This window comes from Deinococcus sp. (assembly GCF_025362455.1).
Classification (GTDB): Bacteria; Deinococcota; Deinococci; order Deinococcales; family Deinococcaceae; genus Deinococcus.
Genome location: NZ_JANYGJ010000030.1, coordinates 25,974 through 41,354, shown reverse-complemented (window position 1 = coordinate 41,354; position 15,381 = coordinate 25,974). Strand labels below are relative to the sequence as shown.

Sequence of the window (15,381 nt, the reverse complement as noted above, 5' to 3'; positions counted from 1 at the left end):
TACATCTCCATGCGGGTTTTCAGGAAGTTGGTCATGACGGCGCCGCGTTTGTAAAAGGGGTTGTCCATGATGCGGATATACAGCGGGATGGTCGTTTTCGGCCCGCCGATGGCCGTTTCCTGAAGGGCGCGTTTCATGCGGCTGATGGCCTGTTCACGGCTCTCGTGCCAGACGATCAGTTTGCCGATCAGGCTGTCGTAGTGCGGCGGGATGACGTAGCCCTCGTAGATGTGCGAATCCACCCGCACGCCCGGCCCGCCCGCGAACAACACCTCCTCGATCTTGCCCGCCGCCGGACGAAAATCCTTGTCGGGGTCCTCGGCGTTCAGGCGGCATTCGATGGCGTGTCCGCGCAGCGTGATGTCCTCTTGCTGCAACGTCAGCCCCTCGCCCGCCGCGATCTGAAGCTGCAACTTCACGAAATCCAGGCCAGAGATCATCTCGGAGACGCAGTGCTCGACCTGGATGCGGGTGTTCATCTCCATGAAATAAAATCCCCCGTCACGGTCCACGATGAATTCCAGCGTGCCCGCCCCGGCGTAGTTGACGTGCTTGGCCAGCCGCACGCCCGCGTCCAGAATCTCCTGGCGCAGCGCGGCGGGCAGGGTGCTGGGCGCCTCCTCGATCAGCTTCTGGTTGCGGCGCTGAATGGAGCAGTCGCGCTCGCCGATGTGCAGGACCTGCCCCTGCCCGTCGCCGATGACCTGCACCTCGATATGCCGGAACTCTTCGAGGAACTTTTCCATGATGATGGCGGGGTCGCCGAAATACAGCCGCGCTTCCTCCTGGGCCTGCCCGAAGGCGGCCCCCAGTTCGTCCTGGGTCCGCACCACTTTCTGACCGCGCCCACCGCCGCCCGCGCTGGCCTTGAGCAGCACCGGGTAGCCGAGCTGTTTGGCCGAGAGTAGCGCCTCGTCCACGCCGCCGAGCACGCCGGTTCCCGGCACGACTGGCACGTTGCTCAGGGCCGCGATCTCGCGCCCGCCCGCCTTGGACCCCAGCGCCCGCATACTTTCGGGCGTCGGGCCGATGAACACGATCCCGTGTTCACGGCACATCTCGGCGAAGTCGGGATTCTCGGCCATGAAGCCGTAGCCGGGATGGATCGCCTCGGCGCCAGTCATCAGGGCGGCGGACAGGATGTTGGGGATATTCAGGTAGCTGGCATTGCTGGCGGCGGGACCGACGCACACCGATTCGTCGGCCAGCAGCACCGGCAGGCTGCGCTCGTCGGCCTGGGAGTAGACCACCACGGTCTGAATGCCCAGCTCGCGGGCGGTGCGCATGATCCGCAGGGCGATCTCACCCCGGTTGGCTATGAGTATCTTTTTGAACATGCCACTTCCTTCAAACCAGCGGGAGGCTCAGGGAACGAGTACGGAGTGACGAGTACTGAGGAAGAAGGGAGACGGTGGAAATGACCTTTCTCAGTACTCCGTACTTCTTTTCACTCCGTACTTTTTTCATCTCGTACCTACTCGATCAGGAATAGCGTCTGGCCGTACTCGACGGGCTCGGCGTTCTTGACCAGGATCTCGCGGACGGTGCCAGCGGTCTCGGCCTCGATCTCGTTCATCAGCTTCATGGCCTCGATGATGCACAGCACCTGGCCCGCCTCCACCCGGTCACCGACCTTGACGAACGCGGGCGCGTCCGGGCTGCTGCTGAGGTAAAACGTGCCCACGATGGGCGCTTTCAGCGGCGTGCCGGTGGCTTTGGTCGGACTGGGCGCCGCTGGTGCTGCACTGGGGGCGGCCTCCGGGGTGATTGGGTCGCTGACCGACTGGCTGGGCGCCGTCGCCTGAGCCGGGCTGGACGGGGCAGCCGTCTGCATGGGGGCCAGGGGAGCAATCGGCGCCGGGCCAGCCGGAGCGCCCTGCATGGCCTGCGGGCCGCGCCGGAGGCTCAGGTCGAACTCGCCGGTCTTGAGGGTAAATTCGCGCACATCGGCGACGCTCAGGGCGTCCAGCATCTTTTTCAGGTCTTCGGGGTTCACCGTATTTCCTCCAGGGCAACAAGGCGCCAGCGCAGACAGCAAACCAGACCTTGTTTCTCAGCAAGGAGATTGTACCGGCTCGGCGGCGCTATCTTCCGTTACGGCGCGGGGAGCGGTACTTCTCTCTGGGATCAGGCCGGGTCACCTGCCGTCCTCGGAACAGGTTGACCAGTCTGTCCCAGACGACCTTCACGAAAAATCGGCCCACCAGAAATTGACCACAGTGTCGATGAAGCTCATCTTCTCCTCGTCGGTGGTCGGTGCCTCGGACGCTGGCTGGAGCGGCGGTGGACATTCATGCCAGCGCTCCCACCAGCCAGGCTCGCACCATACAGGTCGAGCCGCGCCGCCCGCATGCTGGCCCCGTCTGTTTTTCGGGCCTGGGTGACGACTGCCTGCTCGCTCTCCTTGCCTGCTACGGCGTCCCAGACGAGATTGACGATGGCACCGAGCAGCCAGGCGATGAGGTCGTCCATGACCTTAACGTCGGCCCTGCGGGCGCCTTGCCAGCCGCTGCCTTCTCAGGGCATCCGGCCCACGCTGGTCGCGCCTGTGAAACAGACTTTCTCTGAGGCCGTCCATCACGACGCAGACAAAAAACTCGAAGAACAGCTCGCCCAGAAAGCTCAAAATAATGCTCATGCTTACCTTACGCGGGCGCAGCCACCAGGGTTTCCTCACCCAGTACGGTCACCGGCTCAGGCGGCAGCGTCACGTCCATCCCCGCGTCCTGCGCCCAGTCTACGAAGGCGCCCAGGCCGCGCCGGTACATCACGGGCCGTTTCTCGCGCTTGCCCAGCTTCTTGCGGCCTCCGGCATAAATCGGGTCAGTCGCGGGAATCTCCGGCACCAGCGCCCAGTTGACGTTCATCGGCTGGAAATTCTTGGGGTTGGCGCTCTCCAGGTAGCGGGTCAGGCCGCCGAGCATGCTCTCCTGGGGCGGCACCAGTTTGCCCAGGCCCAGCGCGGCGCGCGCGGCGTTGGTTCCGGCCAGCCAGCCGGTCGCCGCCGATTCCAGGTAGCCCTCGGTGCCCGCCAGCACGCCCGCCACGAAGGTTCCGGGCCGATCTCTCAGCTCCAGGGCGGCGTCCAGCACGCGCGGCGCGTTGAGGTAGGTGTTGCGGTGCATCACGCCGTAGCGCAGAATCTCGGCGTTTTCCAGGCCCGGAATGAGCTGCACCACCGCCTTCTGGTCGCCCCATTTCAGCCCGGTCTGGAAGCCGACCAGCGACCACATCCGGCCTTCCTGATCCTCCTGGCGCAGTTGCACGGCGGCGTAGGGCCAGCGGCCTGTGCGCGGATCGGTCAGGCCACGCGGTTTCATGGGGCCGAAACGCGGGGTCTCCTTGCCCCGGCGGGCGATCTCCTCGATGGGCATGCAGCCCTCGAAGAATTCCAGCTTTTCCCAGTCGTGCGGGGTGTGGCTGCGGGCGGTTTCCAGCGCCGCGTAGAACGCCTCGTACTGCTCCCTGGTCATCGGGCAGTTGATGTAGTCCGCACTCTGCTCGTAGCGCCCGGCCCTAAACGCCACCTCCATGTCGATGCTCTCAAAGGCGATGACCGGCGCGGCGGCGTCGTAGAAGGCCAGTTGATCCTCGCCGGTCAGCTTTGTCAACTCGGCGGCCAGTGCCTCGGCGGTCAGCGGGCCGGTGGCGATCACCGTGTACCCTTCCGGCAACCCGGTGACCTCCTCGCCGTGGACGGTGATGTTCGGGTGCGAGCGCACGGCGCCCGTCATCCGCTCGGAAAAGCCCTCGCGCTCGACGGCCAGGGCGCCCCCGGCGGGCAGGCGCGAGGCGTCGGCGGCCTGCATCACGGCGCTGCCCACCGAGCGCATCTCGCTTTGCAGCAGCCCCTTGGCCTGCAACTCGCCCTGGCCGCCCAATGAATTGCTGCACACCAGTTCGGCGAAATTGCCGCTGCGGTGCGCCGGGGTCATCTTGACGGGCCGCATCTCGTAGAGGTGAACGTGAACGCCCAGCCGGGCGGCGGCCAGCGCGGCCTCGGAACCGGCCAGGCCCGCGCCGATCACGGTGATGAAGGGGATGAGAGTCGTCATAGGGGGCAGTCTAGAGCAGTACTCCGAATTACGCCACGGGGAAAACAGCCTCCCCGCGCCTCCATTCTGCGTCCTGCTCAGTTAAAACTACTCGCTCCGCTCGGTCATAAAAAGACCCTTTTTATGACGTCTGCTCTAGAGCCTCGGCGGCGGTCTGTCGGTAGTGGGATGTGGGATGTGGCTTGTAGGGCGAAGGTGCCTGCTGGACGGAATCGCGGGCGGTGAAGTGTCTCCCTGCAAAAATGCCGAATTTTTCACAAATCTGCTGGGCGTTGGCCTGTTGCCGAGGTCTGTCAACTTCATGACTGCGCGTCTTACAACCCTGGAACCGTCGGCTGGGCGCTGCTCTGGCCCGTGTTGCCGAGAAGTTGTCACTGCCAGATTTATGAGAAAGAGTCCGCGCCGGGGAGCGGCAAGCGTCGTTTTGCCCGTGTTTTGAAGCGAGACCTTCATCTTTGCGCCTGTACCTGAATCTGGTGATTCTGAATACAGCGTCTGGAAGGGCGTCTACAAGTTCTGTCAGAACCGACGGGCGACCAGGCGTCTTCATGTTCGCGGGGTTGAGGGGGCCGTGCGGGAGTGAATTCTAGACTCCGTTCAAGAAGTTCAGCAGGCGAAAGTTCAGCAGGCGCGACCCACCAGGCAAGCACCCCACCAAGCCTCTCACCCCCAGGAGACCACCATGATTCGCACCCGCACCCTGACCCTGATCGCTGCCGGTTCGCTCTTCGCCTTCGCCCTGACCTCCTGCGGCGGCAACACCCTCCTCGGCCTCCCGACCAACATCGGCAGCGCCACCGCCAACACCGGCAACAACACCGACGCCGCGCAGAGCGTGAGCCCGAACACCGCCGCCCAGGGCCTGAGCGCCGACGAGAGCATGATCCTGAACAAGACCAACCTGGCCCGCGCCGAGTCGCACAACTGCGGCGGCGTGAACTTCAAGGCCACCACGCCCCTGAGCTGGAACGCGGCCCTGGCCGGGTCGGCCCGCGCCCACACCCAGGACATGGCCGACCACAACTACTTCAGCCACGACGGCCTGAACGGCTCGACCCTGGAGACCCGCGACCGCGCCGCCGGGTACACCAACTACAAGACCCTGGGTGAGAACATCATCGCCGGATACGCGGCGAGCGAGGTCGTGGCTGGCTGGCTGAGCAGCCCCTCCCACTGCAAGACGCTGATGGACCCGAACTTCAAAGACCTGGGCGCGGCGTTCGTCTCCAAGCCGGGCACCACCTACGGCACCTACGCCACCCAGGAGTTCGGCACCCGCTGAGCGAAGCACTTGACCAGAAGCAAGTCGAGCAAGAACACATCGACCAGTAAGCACGACGCGCCGGATGGGGGAGACCTCTCCGGCGCCTTGCTGTGGGGCGGAGCTGTCCGTGCCCTCGACGGCCCACCTTCCGGCGCCATACTTCTTCCATGCCCATTCGCCTGATCGCCACCGACCTCGACGGCACCTTGCTGAACTCTGCCGGGAAGATCAGCCCCAGGAACCGCCGGGCACTGGACGCCGCCCGCGCCGCTGGAATAGAAGTCGTGCCCGTGACGGCCAGGCAGCCGCACAGTGTTTATAGTGGCGACGAGAACAGTCCATTCACCGAGTACGCCGTGTGCAGCAACGGCGCCCTGGGCCTGCATCTGAGCCGGAATGAATCGCTGTTCGAGTCTCACCTGGAGGTGGCGGCGCAACGAGCGCTGACGGCGGCGCTCACCGCCCGTGTTCCCGGTGCCCTGTTCGCCAGCGTGCGCGAGCGCGGCGCGGTCTTTCTTGCTCAGGCAGGCTACGCCGAACTGGCCCGTTTCAACGATCACGGGCGGCAGCCTGCCGAGATGGGTGCTCACAGCCTCGAAGCCGTCTGCGCCGAGCCCAGCCTCAAATTCATCGTGCGCCATGCCCGACTCACGCCCCGCGAGCTGCTGGCCGAGGTGCAGGCGCTGAAGCTCACCGGCTTTGCACTCACCCACAGCGGCGCCCCATTTCTGGAAATCATGGCCGAGGGCGTCAGCAAGGCACGGGGACTGGCTCATTTATGCACGCATCTGGGCATTGACCGAACCGAGGTACTGGCCTTCGGAGACGCGCTCAACGACTTGGAGATGCTGGCCTGGGCCGGGCGCGGCGTGGCGATGGGCAACAGTGAGCCGGAGGTCAGAGCCGCCGCACGCGAGGTCACCGCCAGCAACGACGAGGACGGCGTGGCGCTGGTGATCGAGCGTCTGCTGGGCGAGCCGGTGCTGGGCGGGCCGGACTCCGCCTAACTTTTGCTACAGTCGCCCGCCTTGCAGCAGTCCTATTCTTGAGCATGAATCTCACACTGCGCGGCCTGCTGCTGCTGGGCTCACTGTTTCTCGTCACCTCGTCGTCCGGTACGCTGGCGGCGGCCATCCAGGCCACAACTGTTCAGGCCACAACTGCTCAGGTGAAAACTCCGGCCAGCGTCAAGCAGAGCGCCGCCGAGCAGATCATCCAGATGCGGGCCCGCACCCTGCTGACTGAGTTTTACGCGGTCAAACTGGGCAGGCTGTGGGCGGCCTTTACCCCGGATGTCAAGGCCCAGTACGGCGACCTGGCGGGCTTTACCGAGTACCGCAAGACCGGCGTGGAGCAGTTCGGCGCCCAGAAGGAACTGGTGGCTGAAAAGACCTTCATGCAGTCCGGGGCCACCTATTACGTGCGCAGCGCCACCTTCGAGAAGGCCCCGCAGATTATCTGGGCGCTGAGCATGGGCTTCGATCAGCTCGGACGGGTCAGCGCCTTCGGGATTACTTTGGAGCGTGACCGCAGCGAGGACCAGACGGCCATAGCGTTGCCCTGACCCGCCGCGTCAGCCAGGCTTCATGAGACGCGGGTAGCCTGCCGCCATGCGTAACGCCTGGATGCTCCTGCCGCTCGCCCTCGGACTCAGCGCCTGTGTGCCCTCGCAGAGTGCCAGGCCCGATCCCTACGCCGCCCTGTCTGGCACCTATTCCGGCAGCGCCAGCCTGGGGCCGTTTCCTGCGCCCTACGAACTGCTGCTCAACGTCTCAGGCCGCACGGGCCGCGCTGACGGCGTGCTGACCCGCCTGAGCAACCGCAATATCTATACCGCCACCGGCACCTTCCGGCCCTACGATTCACGCGGCGGCACCATCGACCTGACGCTCACTCAGGGCCGCAGCACGGCAGGCACCATCTCGGCACGCTTGCAGGGCGGAACGCTGGACGGGAATCTCAGAACGAAGCTGCTGCTGTTTACGCTGAAACTCAAAAAGGCTGAAGCCAGCGCCCCGGCAGGCGCCCAGGTGACGACCACGCCGACGACCACGCCGACTGGCGAAACGTCCGTACCGGTCTACGTAATCCCTACACCCGTGACGCCGCCGAAGCCGTGAAGCGCGAGGAAGTGGTGAATTCCAGTTGCTGGGTCGCTGAGCAAGATGGCCCCGGAGTTGTCATCCTGAACGCAGCGAAGGGTTTAACGTGGCCGGGAACCCTGCCAGTAAGCCGAAGAAGGCCCTGTTACGCTCGCCGCGTTCGCTCGGACGCCTTGGGGACGCTCCGGCAGGCTCGGCGTGACAACCGGATGCTGGTCGAAGGGTCCGGCTCACAGACAAATCCGGCCCGTCGAGAAGTATGTTCGACTGGCCGGATCATTCATGCTCGCGTCTACTGCTGATCTTCCTCGCTCTCGCCCATGTTGCTGCTGGGCGGGTCGGAGGTCACCATGCTGCCGATCAGCTCGACGTCGTGGCCGTCCAGACCCTTTTCGCGGGCGTCTTCCGGCGCGGTGGGCAGCCTCTGCGGCGGGGTTTGCTCTTCCGGCTGGCCGGGGTCGATGCCGTAGGGTTTGGTCATGGCCCCAGCCTAAGCCTGTCAGCGCCCAGCAGCCTTGACCGGAGATTGAGCGTTTCGGAGCGCGGTCTTCATGTGTCTGGCAATTACCTGCTGTCTGGCCCGACCTGATCGTTCTCCGAGATGCTCTTGAGGTCGCCGCGCCGGGCCGCCTGGCGGTCCGCCTCGGCATTTTCCAGCGCCTCGTAGGCCCGGATGATCTTGCCCACCAGCGGGTGACGCACCACGTCAACATCGGTAAATTCGTGCCAGGCGATGCCCTCGATCTCGCCCAGCACCCGCTTGGAAATCGCCAGGCCGCTGGTGATGTGGCGCGGCAGATCGATCTGCGTCACGTCACCTGTAACAACGACTTTGCTGCTAAAGCCCATGCGAGTGAGAAACATCTTCATCTGCTCACCTGTGGTGTTCTGGGCCTCGTCTAAGATAACGAAGGCGTCGTTGAGCGTGTTGTGGGTCACGATATACTGCTCGGTCACGTACAGGGCGTCGGCAGCCGCTACCCGGATGCACTGCATCGGCTCGCGGCCCACCTTCTTTATGCTGACGATATGGCGCATGGGTCGCCCGCCCCCGTTGCGGTCCGCACGCGAGGCGGTGTAGCGCTGCGCCTTGCGCGTCAACCGGAACGGCTGGATGTGCGCGGGCAGACGAATATCGAGAATATGAGCGTCGTGGCGGTGAACGACCGTCAGACCGTTGGCCAGACCCGGCTGACGGCCCTCCGCCGCCCGGACGTGGAGCCGCGCCGTGCCGCCCAGCGACTGCACTAGTTCGGTCACGTCGGCAGCGAGCTGGGCCGAGGTGGAGCTGTACTGAATCCGGCTGGTCCGTCCAGCCTGAGTCACCGGTCCACCGTCGGTGTCGAGCAGCCCCTGAAGCACGGCCAGGCGCACCTCCGGGGTATTGTTCTTGTACACTTCGGGCACGAATTTCTGCGGTGAGGTCTTGCCGTCTAGCTTCAGCTCACGCAGCGCCGTGGTCACCGGGTTGGCGATTCGCAGGCCACCGCGCCCGCCCGCCGTGTGGCGCAGGGTGTAGTCGTAGCCGCCCTTGTGAGCGAGCGCCATCACTGGGGCCGTCTGTGCAGGATTGAGCGCCGCTTCGAGTGCCTGAGCCAGTTCGGTGTCGGCGGTGGCGAAGCTGGGCGTGGTGGTGCAGGTCGTGCAGCCGTCGCCCAGCAGCAGCCCCAGCGCGTAGGGGTCTAGCGGCACCGGCTGGGCCGCCATCTGAGCCGGAGCGCTGAGCACCGGAATTTCGTAGCGGAACTGGTGCGCCGACTTGAGATTGCCGATCATCTGCCGCGTTTCCAGCACCCGGCCCGGCTTGCCCCGCCGCTTGTCGGACGGTGTGCTGACGGTCCAGAGGTGCTCCTCGCAGCACAGCACGTTGCTGCCGTCGCTGAACGTCACCCGGTAACTGTCCTTCTCGCCCTGCGGATAAACGCCCAGCATGCGGGTCGGCTGCCCATCCGAGCCGATCACGTGGTCACCGACCTCCAGACTACCCATCTCGCGCCAGCCCAGCGGGGTCAGCACCTGAGTGTTCAGCGGCTGGGCGCGGCCACGCATGAATGCCAGAGGCGCCACTTCAATCACTCCACTGGTCAGATACGACTCGAACTTCTCCTGATCGAGCATGTCGTAGAGCGCGTCATAGAGTGGGCGCAGGTACGGGTCGATCTTGGCCTGGAGGTCGCCCGGCAAAAAGCCCAGCTTCTCGCCCGCTTCCACCGCCGGGCGCGTCAGGATAATGCGCTTGACCTTTTTGGCCTTGAGCGCGTTGACCGCCATCGCCACCGCCAGGTAGGTCTTGCCGGTGCCCGCCGGGCCGATGCCGAAGGTGATGTCGCTGCGCTCGATCTTCTCCAGGTAGACGCTCTGGCCGGGCGTTTTGGGGCGCAGGCCACGCGGCAGGGTTGGCGCGCCGCTGGTCTCGGCGCTGAGGCTGCGGCCCTCGCCGCCCAGGTTCGAGATGCGGTCCACCGCTTCGGGCGTGACCTCGCTGCCGGAGCGAACCAGGCCCAGCGCGTCCTTGACCATCCGTTCGGCGGCGGCCACCTGCGCGGCGTCGGCGCCCGACAGGCTGATGGTGTCGCCGCGAGCGGTGATGCGCACCGGGGTCCGCTCGCGCATCCGGCGCAGATTCACGTCTCCGGCGCCGAGCAGCTTGAGCGCCTCCTCCGGTGAGGTCAGGATGATCTGGGCGGTAATCAGGGTCTGTTCGTTCAAAATGGCTCCTGCGGCGCTTGAGTGTGAGGCGAAGGTGTGGAGATCAGGGGGCGCGGATAGAGAGAGCTTGGGATTGGGTCGGGTTCGGCTCACAGGCGGGAAGTCACAACACCGTCCGGACGGCAAAATTCCCCCCGGCGCGAGGCAGGAGGGAAGAGGGGCAGTCAGGCGTTCTGATCCCTTATTTTCCGCCACCGGACCAGGCCGGGCCGTGCGCTGGTCTACATTGTTTCGGCCTGGACTGTGTTTATTCGGAATGCGTCGATTTGGGTTTATTTGGAATGCGTCGATTTGGACTGCGTTGCTCCGAACTGTGCCGACCTGGACTGTGCCGACCTTGACTGTATGGAGCGGGGTCATGTTGAGTTGAGCCGTGTGGAGACGTGCTGTGCTGGACGCCGCCGTGCTGAATGCTTCGAGTCGGGTCAATTGCGCTGCCGACCTGCCTGTACCCTGCCAGACCATCATCTTGCCAGACCATCATTTTGCCAGACCATCATTTTGCCAGACACGCCGCGCCGCGCCGAGCGCTTTCTGGCTTAAGCCAAGTTGCCCAGCCTGACCGCTCCTCACTTGACGGTCGGCTGAGAGGGAGATTTTCAAACGTCGCGCTATCCGGCACCTGACGCGGGTGCGATACTGAGACGTACGGAGGGAACGCGTTTGAACGGCGATGGACACACGGAAGTGGGGCACACACAACCTGAACACCCACACGCTGAGGGCTCGCAGACGCCGCTGAGCGCTTATCTGTTCGCTGATCCGGTGCTCCATACCCGCTCACCGGCCATGCACAACGCGGCCTTCGCGGCCTGCGGCCTGAATGGCGTCTACCAGGCCCGGCAGGTCCGGCCCGCCGAGCTGGGCGCCGCCCTCCAGACCCTGCGGCTGCCCGGCGTGCTGGGCGCCAACCTGACCATTCCGCACAAGGAAGCCGCCCTGCCGCTGCTGGACACCCTCAGCGCCGCCGCGCAGCGCATCGGGGCGGTCAATACTGTCGTCCGTAGGGGCGGGCTGCTGCGCGGCGAGAACACCGACGCGCCGGGACTGCTTCAGGCGCTGGCCGATCTAGGCTACGGCGCAGGCGGTGAATATCCCGCCGCCGTGGTGCTGGGCGCGGGCGGCGCGGCGCGGGCGGCGGTCTACGCGCTGGGCGCCGGACTGGGCAGGCACGTTTACCTGGTCAACCGGACGCGGGCCAGGGCGCAGGAGCTGGCGGGCGCCTGGGCCGACTCGGACGTCAGGGTGGTGGCCGCCGACATCGCTGAGGTGCCCTGGCGCGAGGTCGGGCTGATCGTCAACGCCTCCAGCGCGGGCCTGGGCGAGCCCGACCAGACACCGCTGCCGGGCCTCGACTTTGGCTGCCTGAACGCCGATACCCTCATCTACGACATGGTGTACGCCCCGCCCATCACCCGGCTGATGCTTCAGGCCTGCGCCGCCGGACTGCGCGCCGAGAACGGCCTGGGGATGCTGGCCCACCAGGCCCGGCTGGCCTTTATCGCCTGGACCGGCTGCCAGCCGCAGGCCAGCGTGTTCTTTGAGGCGCTGGAACGGGCGGGCGCCGCGTTTTCAGAGTCCGCGTCTCCTGAGTCCGGATCGGGTGGGCCGTGACGCCTCCCCGGACGCCTGGAGCGGGCCGCCGCCTGCGGGGAGCGCCGGGCGCGGTGGACAGGCCGCTCACGCCGCTGCTGGTGCTGAGCGCCGTGCTGCTGCTCTCGGCGGGGCTGGCAGGGCTGAGCGCCTACTTCGTGGCGGCCCAGCAGCGGGCCCGCTTCGAGCGCGAGGTGCTGGATTTTGATGCCCAACTCACCCGCCGCCTGGACAGCTACGTCAACGTGCTGTTCGCCGCCCGCGCCCTGTGGAGCACCGGCAGCGACATCGACCGGGCGGCCTTCGGGCGCTACGTCGCCGACCTCGACGTGGCCCGCAGACTGCCCGGCACCCTCAACCTGACCTTCGCCCGCTGGGTCACGCCGGAGCTGCTGAGCACCTTCGAGGACGACCAGCGCCGGGGGCTGCCGAATTTCAGGGTGCGCCCGGCGCTCACGACGGCGCCGGGCGGCGTTCAGGTGCCGATCACCTACATCGAGCCGCTCAGCGCCGTCAACCGCGTCGCCGTGGGCTTTGACATGTACAGCGAATCCCAGCGCCGCGCCGCCCTCGACCGGGCCCGCCTCAGCGACCAGCCTGCCGTGACCGAGCCGCTGCAACTGGTGCAGGACGCGGGTCGCCCGCCCCAGCCCGCCGTCATCGTGTACCTGCCGATCTGGCGCGGCAAGGCGCTCTACGGCTATATCTGCATGGCGCTGCGCCTGAGCGACCTGATGGCCTCGCTGGCCAGCGAGACCGGGCTCAACGTGTCCGGCGCGGGCCTCCGGGTGCAGATCAGCGACAGCAGCAGCACTGGCGGGGGCGGTGTGCTCTACGGCCAGAACCTGCCCGACGCCGCGTATACCTCCAGCATCCGTTTGCCGGTGGCCGGACGAAGCTGGCTGGTGACCAGCAGCGCCCCTGCGAGTTTTGGCCGCGACTGGGCCGCCCCGGCGCCCTGGCTGGTGCTGCTGGTCGGGGCGCTGGTCGCCACTTTTGCCTACCTGTCGCTCAGGGCTCAGGTCAACGCCCGGCGCCGGGCCGAGGAGATCAGCGCCTCGCTGGCACTCTCGCGCTCCAGCCTGGAGCGGGCCCGCGCCGAGTTGGAGGCGATGTTCCGGGCCATGCAGGACACCGCCGTCTTCACCGACACGGGCGGCCTGGTGCTGTACGCCAACGACGCCGTGCAGGGGCAGTTCGGCTACAGCCCCCAGGAGCTGCGCGGTCAACATATCAGTGCGCTGCACGCCGGGGCGCTGCCGGATCTTCGGGAGCCTGGTGCGGGCGGCGGCAGTGGGATCGGCAGCCGTGAGGGGCGCGTCAGCACCCTGTACCGCCGCAAAAGCGGCTCCACGTTTTACGGCGAGATGCAGCGCAGCACCGTGCTCGGCGAGGGCGGTGAGGTCATCGGCTCGCTGGAGGTCATCCACGATATCAGTGCCAGGGTGGCCGCTCAGCAGGCGCTCCAGGCCGGTGAGCGGCGCTACCAGGGCGTGCTCGAAGCCGTGCCCTACCCGCTGTGGGTGGTCGACCAGACCGGTGAAACGCTGTACCGCAACGCCCGTTACGCCCAGACCTTCGGCGAGGCGCTGTTTGACACCGAGCTGCACCCGGACGACCGCGCCGCGCTGGATGACGTCTGGGCACGTTCGCAGGCCCAGGCCCGGCTGCTGGCCACCGAACTACGCCTGCGGGTGGGCGAGCACTACCGCTATTTCAACCTGGTGGGCGCCCCGATCACCGACGCCGCCGGGCAGGTCAGCGAGTGGGTGTTTTCGGCCAGCGATATTCATGACCGCCTTCAGGCTGAGCGAAATGCGCTGCACAACGAGGAACGCGCCCAGGGCGTGCTCGAAGGCATGCCGCAGCTCGTCTGGCTGGCCGGGGCAGACGGTGAGGTGACCTACTTCAACCGAAGATGGCACGATTACGTGGGTCCGGCGCGGGCCGAGGGCGGCTTTCTGGAGGCGCTGCACCCGGACGACCGCCCTGAATTCGCGCTGCGCTGGGCGCAGGCCCGTGAGCGCGGCGAGCGTTTTGAATTCGAGCACCGATTGCTGGGCCAGGAGGGCGGCTACCACACCTTCGTGACCCGCAGCGAGGCCATTCGCGGCGCCCAGGGCCAACTCACCGAATGGGTAGGCACCAGCACCGACATCGACGATCAGGTCTACGCCGAGTGGAGCGCCCGGCTGCTGGCGGCCATCGGCGGCGCCCTGGTCGGCGGTGAGGATCCGTTTCAGGGCGGTGTGCAGGGAAGTGGGCAGGGGAGCGGGGTGCCGGGCCTGCGCATGGCCCTGAGCCTGATGAACGAGCGCTTCACCTCCTTCTCGGCGCTGTGGGTGCGCTCGGTGGGCGGCGAACTGTTCTCGCCCATCAGCCAGGCGCGCGGTCACGTGCGCGAGCTGAGCCTGCTCTCGCGCCCGGAGGTCAGCGCCGGAATCGACCAGGCGCTGGATGGCTCGGCGCTGGGTAGTTTGGCGCTGGGTAGTTCGGCGCTGAATACTCCAGTGCCCGTGGTTCTGGAAGGCGAGGTGCTGCACGGCAGCAATCTGTCGGGCCTGCTGTTGACCCCACTGCGCGGGGGCGCCGGGCAGTCTGGTGAGCAGCAACCCACACCCCAGCAACCCACACCCCAGCAACCCACATCCCAGCAACCCGGCGCGGTGCTGGCGCTGGGCTTCCGGCAGCCGCTGCGCGACCGCGATCTGGAACTGGCCCAGGAGTTGTCCAGCCGCCTGAGCGTGGCCCTGGGCAGCGCCCAGCTCTCGCGCCGGGTCCGCGAAGCCCAGGAGGCGTTGCGCGACCTCAACGCCTCGCTTGAGGAGCGCGTCAGGCTGCGCACGGGCGAGCTGGAAGAGGCCAACAGCGAACTCGAAGCCTTCAGCTACAGCGTCAGCCACGACCTGCGCACGCCGCTGCGGCACATCGTCGGCTTTGCCGAGCTGCTGCAAAAAGACGCGGGCAGCAGCGTCAGCGTGCGCGGGCAGCGCTACATGGGCATCATCACCGACGCGGCCACCCGCATGGGCCAACTGATCGACGACCTGCTGGAGTTCTCGCGCATGGGCCGCCAGGAGCTGCGCGAGGCCGAGGTGCCGCTCTCCGGTCTGGTGCAGGAGGTGATCGCCGAGCTGCGACTGGCGGCGCCGGGTCAGGCGGCCCAGTGGGACGTCGCTGAGCTGCCCTCGGTCTGCGGCGACGCCTCGCTGCTGCGCCAGGTGCTGCTCAATCTGCTGGGTAATGCCGTCAAGTACAGCGCCGGGGCCACGCCGCCCCGTATCACCGTGAGTGCCCGCACCGAGGCTCAGGACGTGGTGCTGGAGGTGCGCGACAACGGTGTGGGCTTCGATCCGCGCTACGCCGACAAGCTGTTCGGGGTCTTCCAGCGCCTGCACCGCGCCGAGGAGTTCGAGGGCTCCGGCATCGGCCTGGCCAACGTCCGGCGCATCGTGACCCGGCACGGCGGGCGCGTCTGGGCCGAGAGCGAGCTGGGGCAGGGCGCGGCCTTCTTCGTCAGCCTGCCGTCCTACGTCAAGTCGCCTGAAGCCGAAGTGCCCGCAGCCGAAGTGCCCGCAGCCGAAGTGTTTGCAGCCGAAGTGTCTGCCGAGCCCGCGCCCCCGGAGCCGCTGCTGTCTCAGGAACCGGGCGACTGACT

12 protein-coding genes and 3 pseudogenes are annotated in these 15,381 nt (G+C 66.6%); 6 read left to right on the top strand and 9 right to left on the bottom strand.

The genetic code is table 11. From position 1 onward, the window contains the following. The 5 genes from accC to trmFO form a co-directional block, all read right to left on the bottom strand. On the bottom strand, window positions 1-1,337 hold a 1,337-nt coding region (gene accC / locus Q0R23_RS02035; protein WP_293909850.1), incomplete at its 3' end, for an acetyl-CoA carboxylase biotin carboxylase subunit. 137 nt (window positions 1,338-1,474) lie between these two features. Continuing rightward, a complete protein-coding gene (accB, locus tag Q0R23_RS02030) occupies window positions 1,475-1,996 on the bottom strand; it encodes an acetyl-CoA carboxylase biotin carboxyl carrier protein (RefSeq protein ID WP_293909848.1) in 522 nt (173 codons plus the stop codon). Window positions 1,997-2,232: 236 nt separating this feature from the next. Next, window positions 2,233-2,472, bottom strand: a complete 240-nt coding sequence (locus tag Q0R23_RS02025; protein WP_293909846.1) for a hypothetical protein — start codon at window positions 2,470-2,472, stop codon at window positions 2,233-2,235. A 4-nt stretch (window positions 2,473-2,476) separates the two neighbouring features. Continuing rightward, a complete protein-coding gene (locus Q0R23_RS02020) occupies window positions 2,477-2,638 on the bottom strand; it encodes a hypothetical protein (RefSeq protein WP_293909844.1) in 162 nt (53 codons plus the stop codon). 7 nt (window positions 2,639-2,645) lie between these two features. Next, window positions 2,646-4,055: a methylenetetrahydrofolate--tRNA-(uracil(54)-C(5))-methyltransferase (FADH(2)-oxidizing) TrmFO gene (trmFO, locus tag Q0R23_RS02015; RefSeq protein WP_293909842.1), complete on the bottom strand. Its 1,410-nt coding sequence runs from the start codon at window positions 4,053-4,055 to the stop codon at window positions 2,646-2,648. A gap of 682 nt (window positions 4,056-4,737) precedes the next feature. On the opposite strand from trmFO, the gene Q0R23_RS02010 reads away from it, so the two are divergent. The 4 genes from Q0R23_RS02010 to Q0R23_RS01995 all read left to right on the top strand — a co-directional run bounded on the left by Q0R23_RS02010 (window position 4,738) and on the right by Q0R23_RS01995 (window position 7,439). Then, complete coding sequence (locus Q0R23_RS02010) at window positions 4,738-5,337, top strand: CAP domain-containing protein (RefSeq protein WP_293909840.1); 600 nt, start codon at window positions 4,738-4,740, stop codon at window positions 5,335-5,337. 149 nt (window positions 5,338-5,486) lie between these two features. Then, on the top strand, window positions 5,487-6,326 hold the full coding sequence (locus tag Q0R23_RS02005) for an HAD family hydrolase (RefSeq protein WP_293909838.1): 840 nt from the start codon (window positions 5,487-5,489) through the stop codon (window positions 6,324-6,326). A 44-nt stretch (window positions 6,327-6,370) separates the two neighbouring features. Further along, on the top strand, window positions 6,371-6,883 hold the full coding sequence (locus Q0R23_RS02000; protein ID WP_293909836.1) for a hypothetical protein: 513 nt from the start codon (window positions 6,371-6,373) through the stop codon (window positions 6,881-6,883). 46 nt (window positions 6,884-6,929) lie between these two features. After that, on the top strand, window positions 6,930-7,439 hold the full coding sequence (locus tag Q0R23_RS01995) for a hypothetical protein (protein ID WP_293909834.1): 510 nt from the start codon (window positions 6,930-6,932) through the stop codon (window positions 7,437-7,439). A gap of 274 nt (window positions 7,440-7,713) precedes the next feature. Here Q0R23_RS01995 and Q0R23_RS01990 read toward each other — a convergent pair whose 3' ends face one another. The 4 genes and pseudogenes from Q0R23_RS01990 to Q0R23_RS01975 all read right to left on the bottom strand — a co-directional run. Beyond that, entirely contained in the window at window positions 7,714-7,902 is a 189-nt protein-coding gene (locus Q0R23_RS01990; protein WP_293909833.1) for a hypothetical protein, read from the bottom strand. 83 nt (window positions 7,903-7,985) lie between these two features. Further along, window positions 7,986-8,348: pseudogene (locus tag Q0R23_RS01985) on the bottom strand (PhoH family protein); the annotation flags it as partial. Between the two features lie 270 nt (window positions 8,349-8,618). Further along, window positions 8,619-8,969: pseudogene (locus Q0R23_RS01980) on the bottom strand (LAGLIDADG family homing endonuclease); the annotation flags it as partial. Window positions 8,970-9,458: 489 nt separating this feature from the next. Beyond that, window positions 9,459-10,133 (bottom strand): annotated as a pseudogene (locus Q0R23_RS01975) (PhoH family protein); the annotation flags it as partial. 660 nt (window positions 10,134-10,793) lie between these two features. Here Q0R23_RS01975 and aroE point away from each other — a divergent pair. Both aroE and Q0R23_RS01965 read left to right on the top strand, forming a co-directional pair. Then, window positions 10,794-11,744, top strand: a complete 951-nt coding sequence (aroE, locus tag Q0R23_RS01970; protein WP_293909831.1) for a shikimate dehydrogenase — start codon at window positions 10,794-10,796, stop codon at window positions 11,742-11,744. Further along, the gene (locus tag Q0R23_RS01965) at window positions 11,741-15,379 is read left to right on the top strand and encodes a CHASE domain-containing protein (RefSeq protein ID WP_293909829.1); all 3,639 of its coding nucleotides are present in this window, start codon (window positions 11,741-11,743) and stop codon (window positions 15,377-15,379) included. The genes aroE and Q0R23_RS01965 overlap by 4 nt, the downstream gene beginning before the upstream one ends. Window positions 15,380-15,381 lie beyond the last annotated feature (2 nt).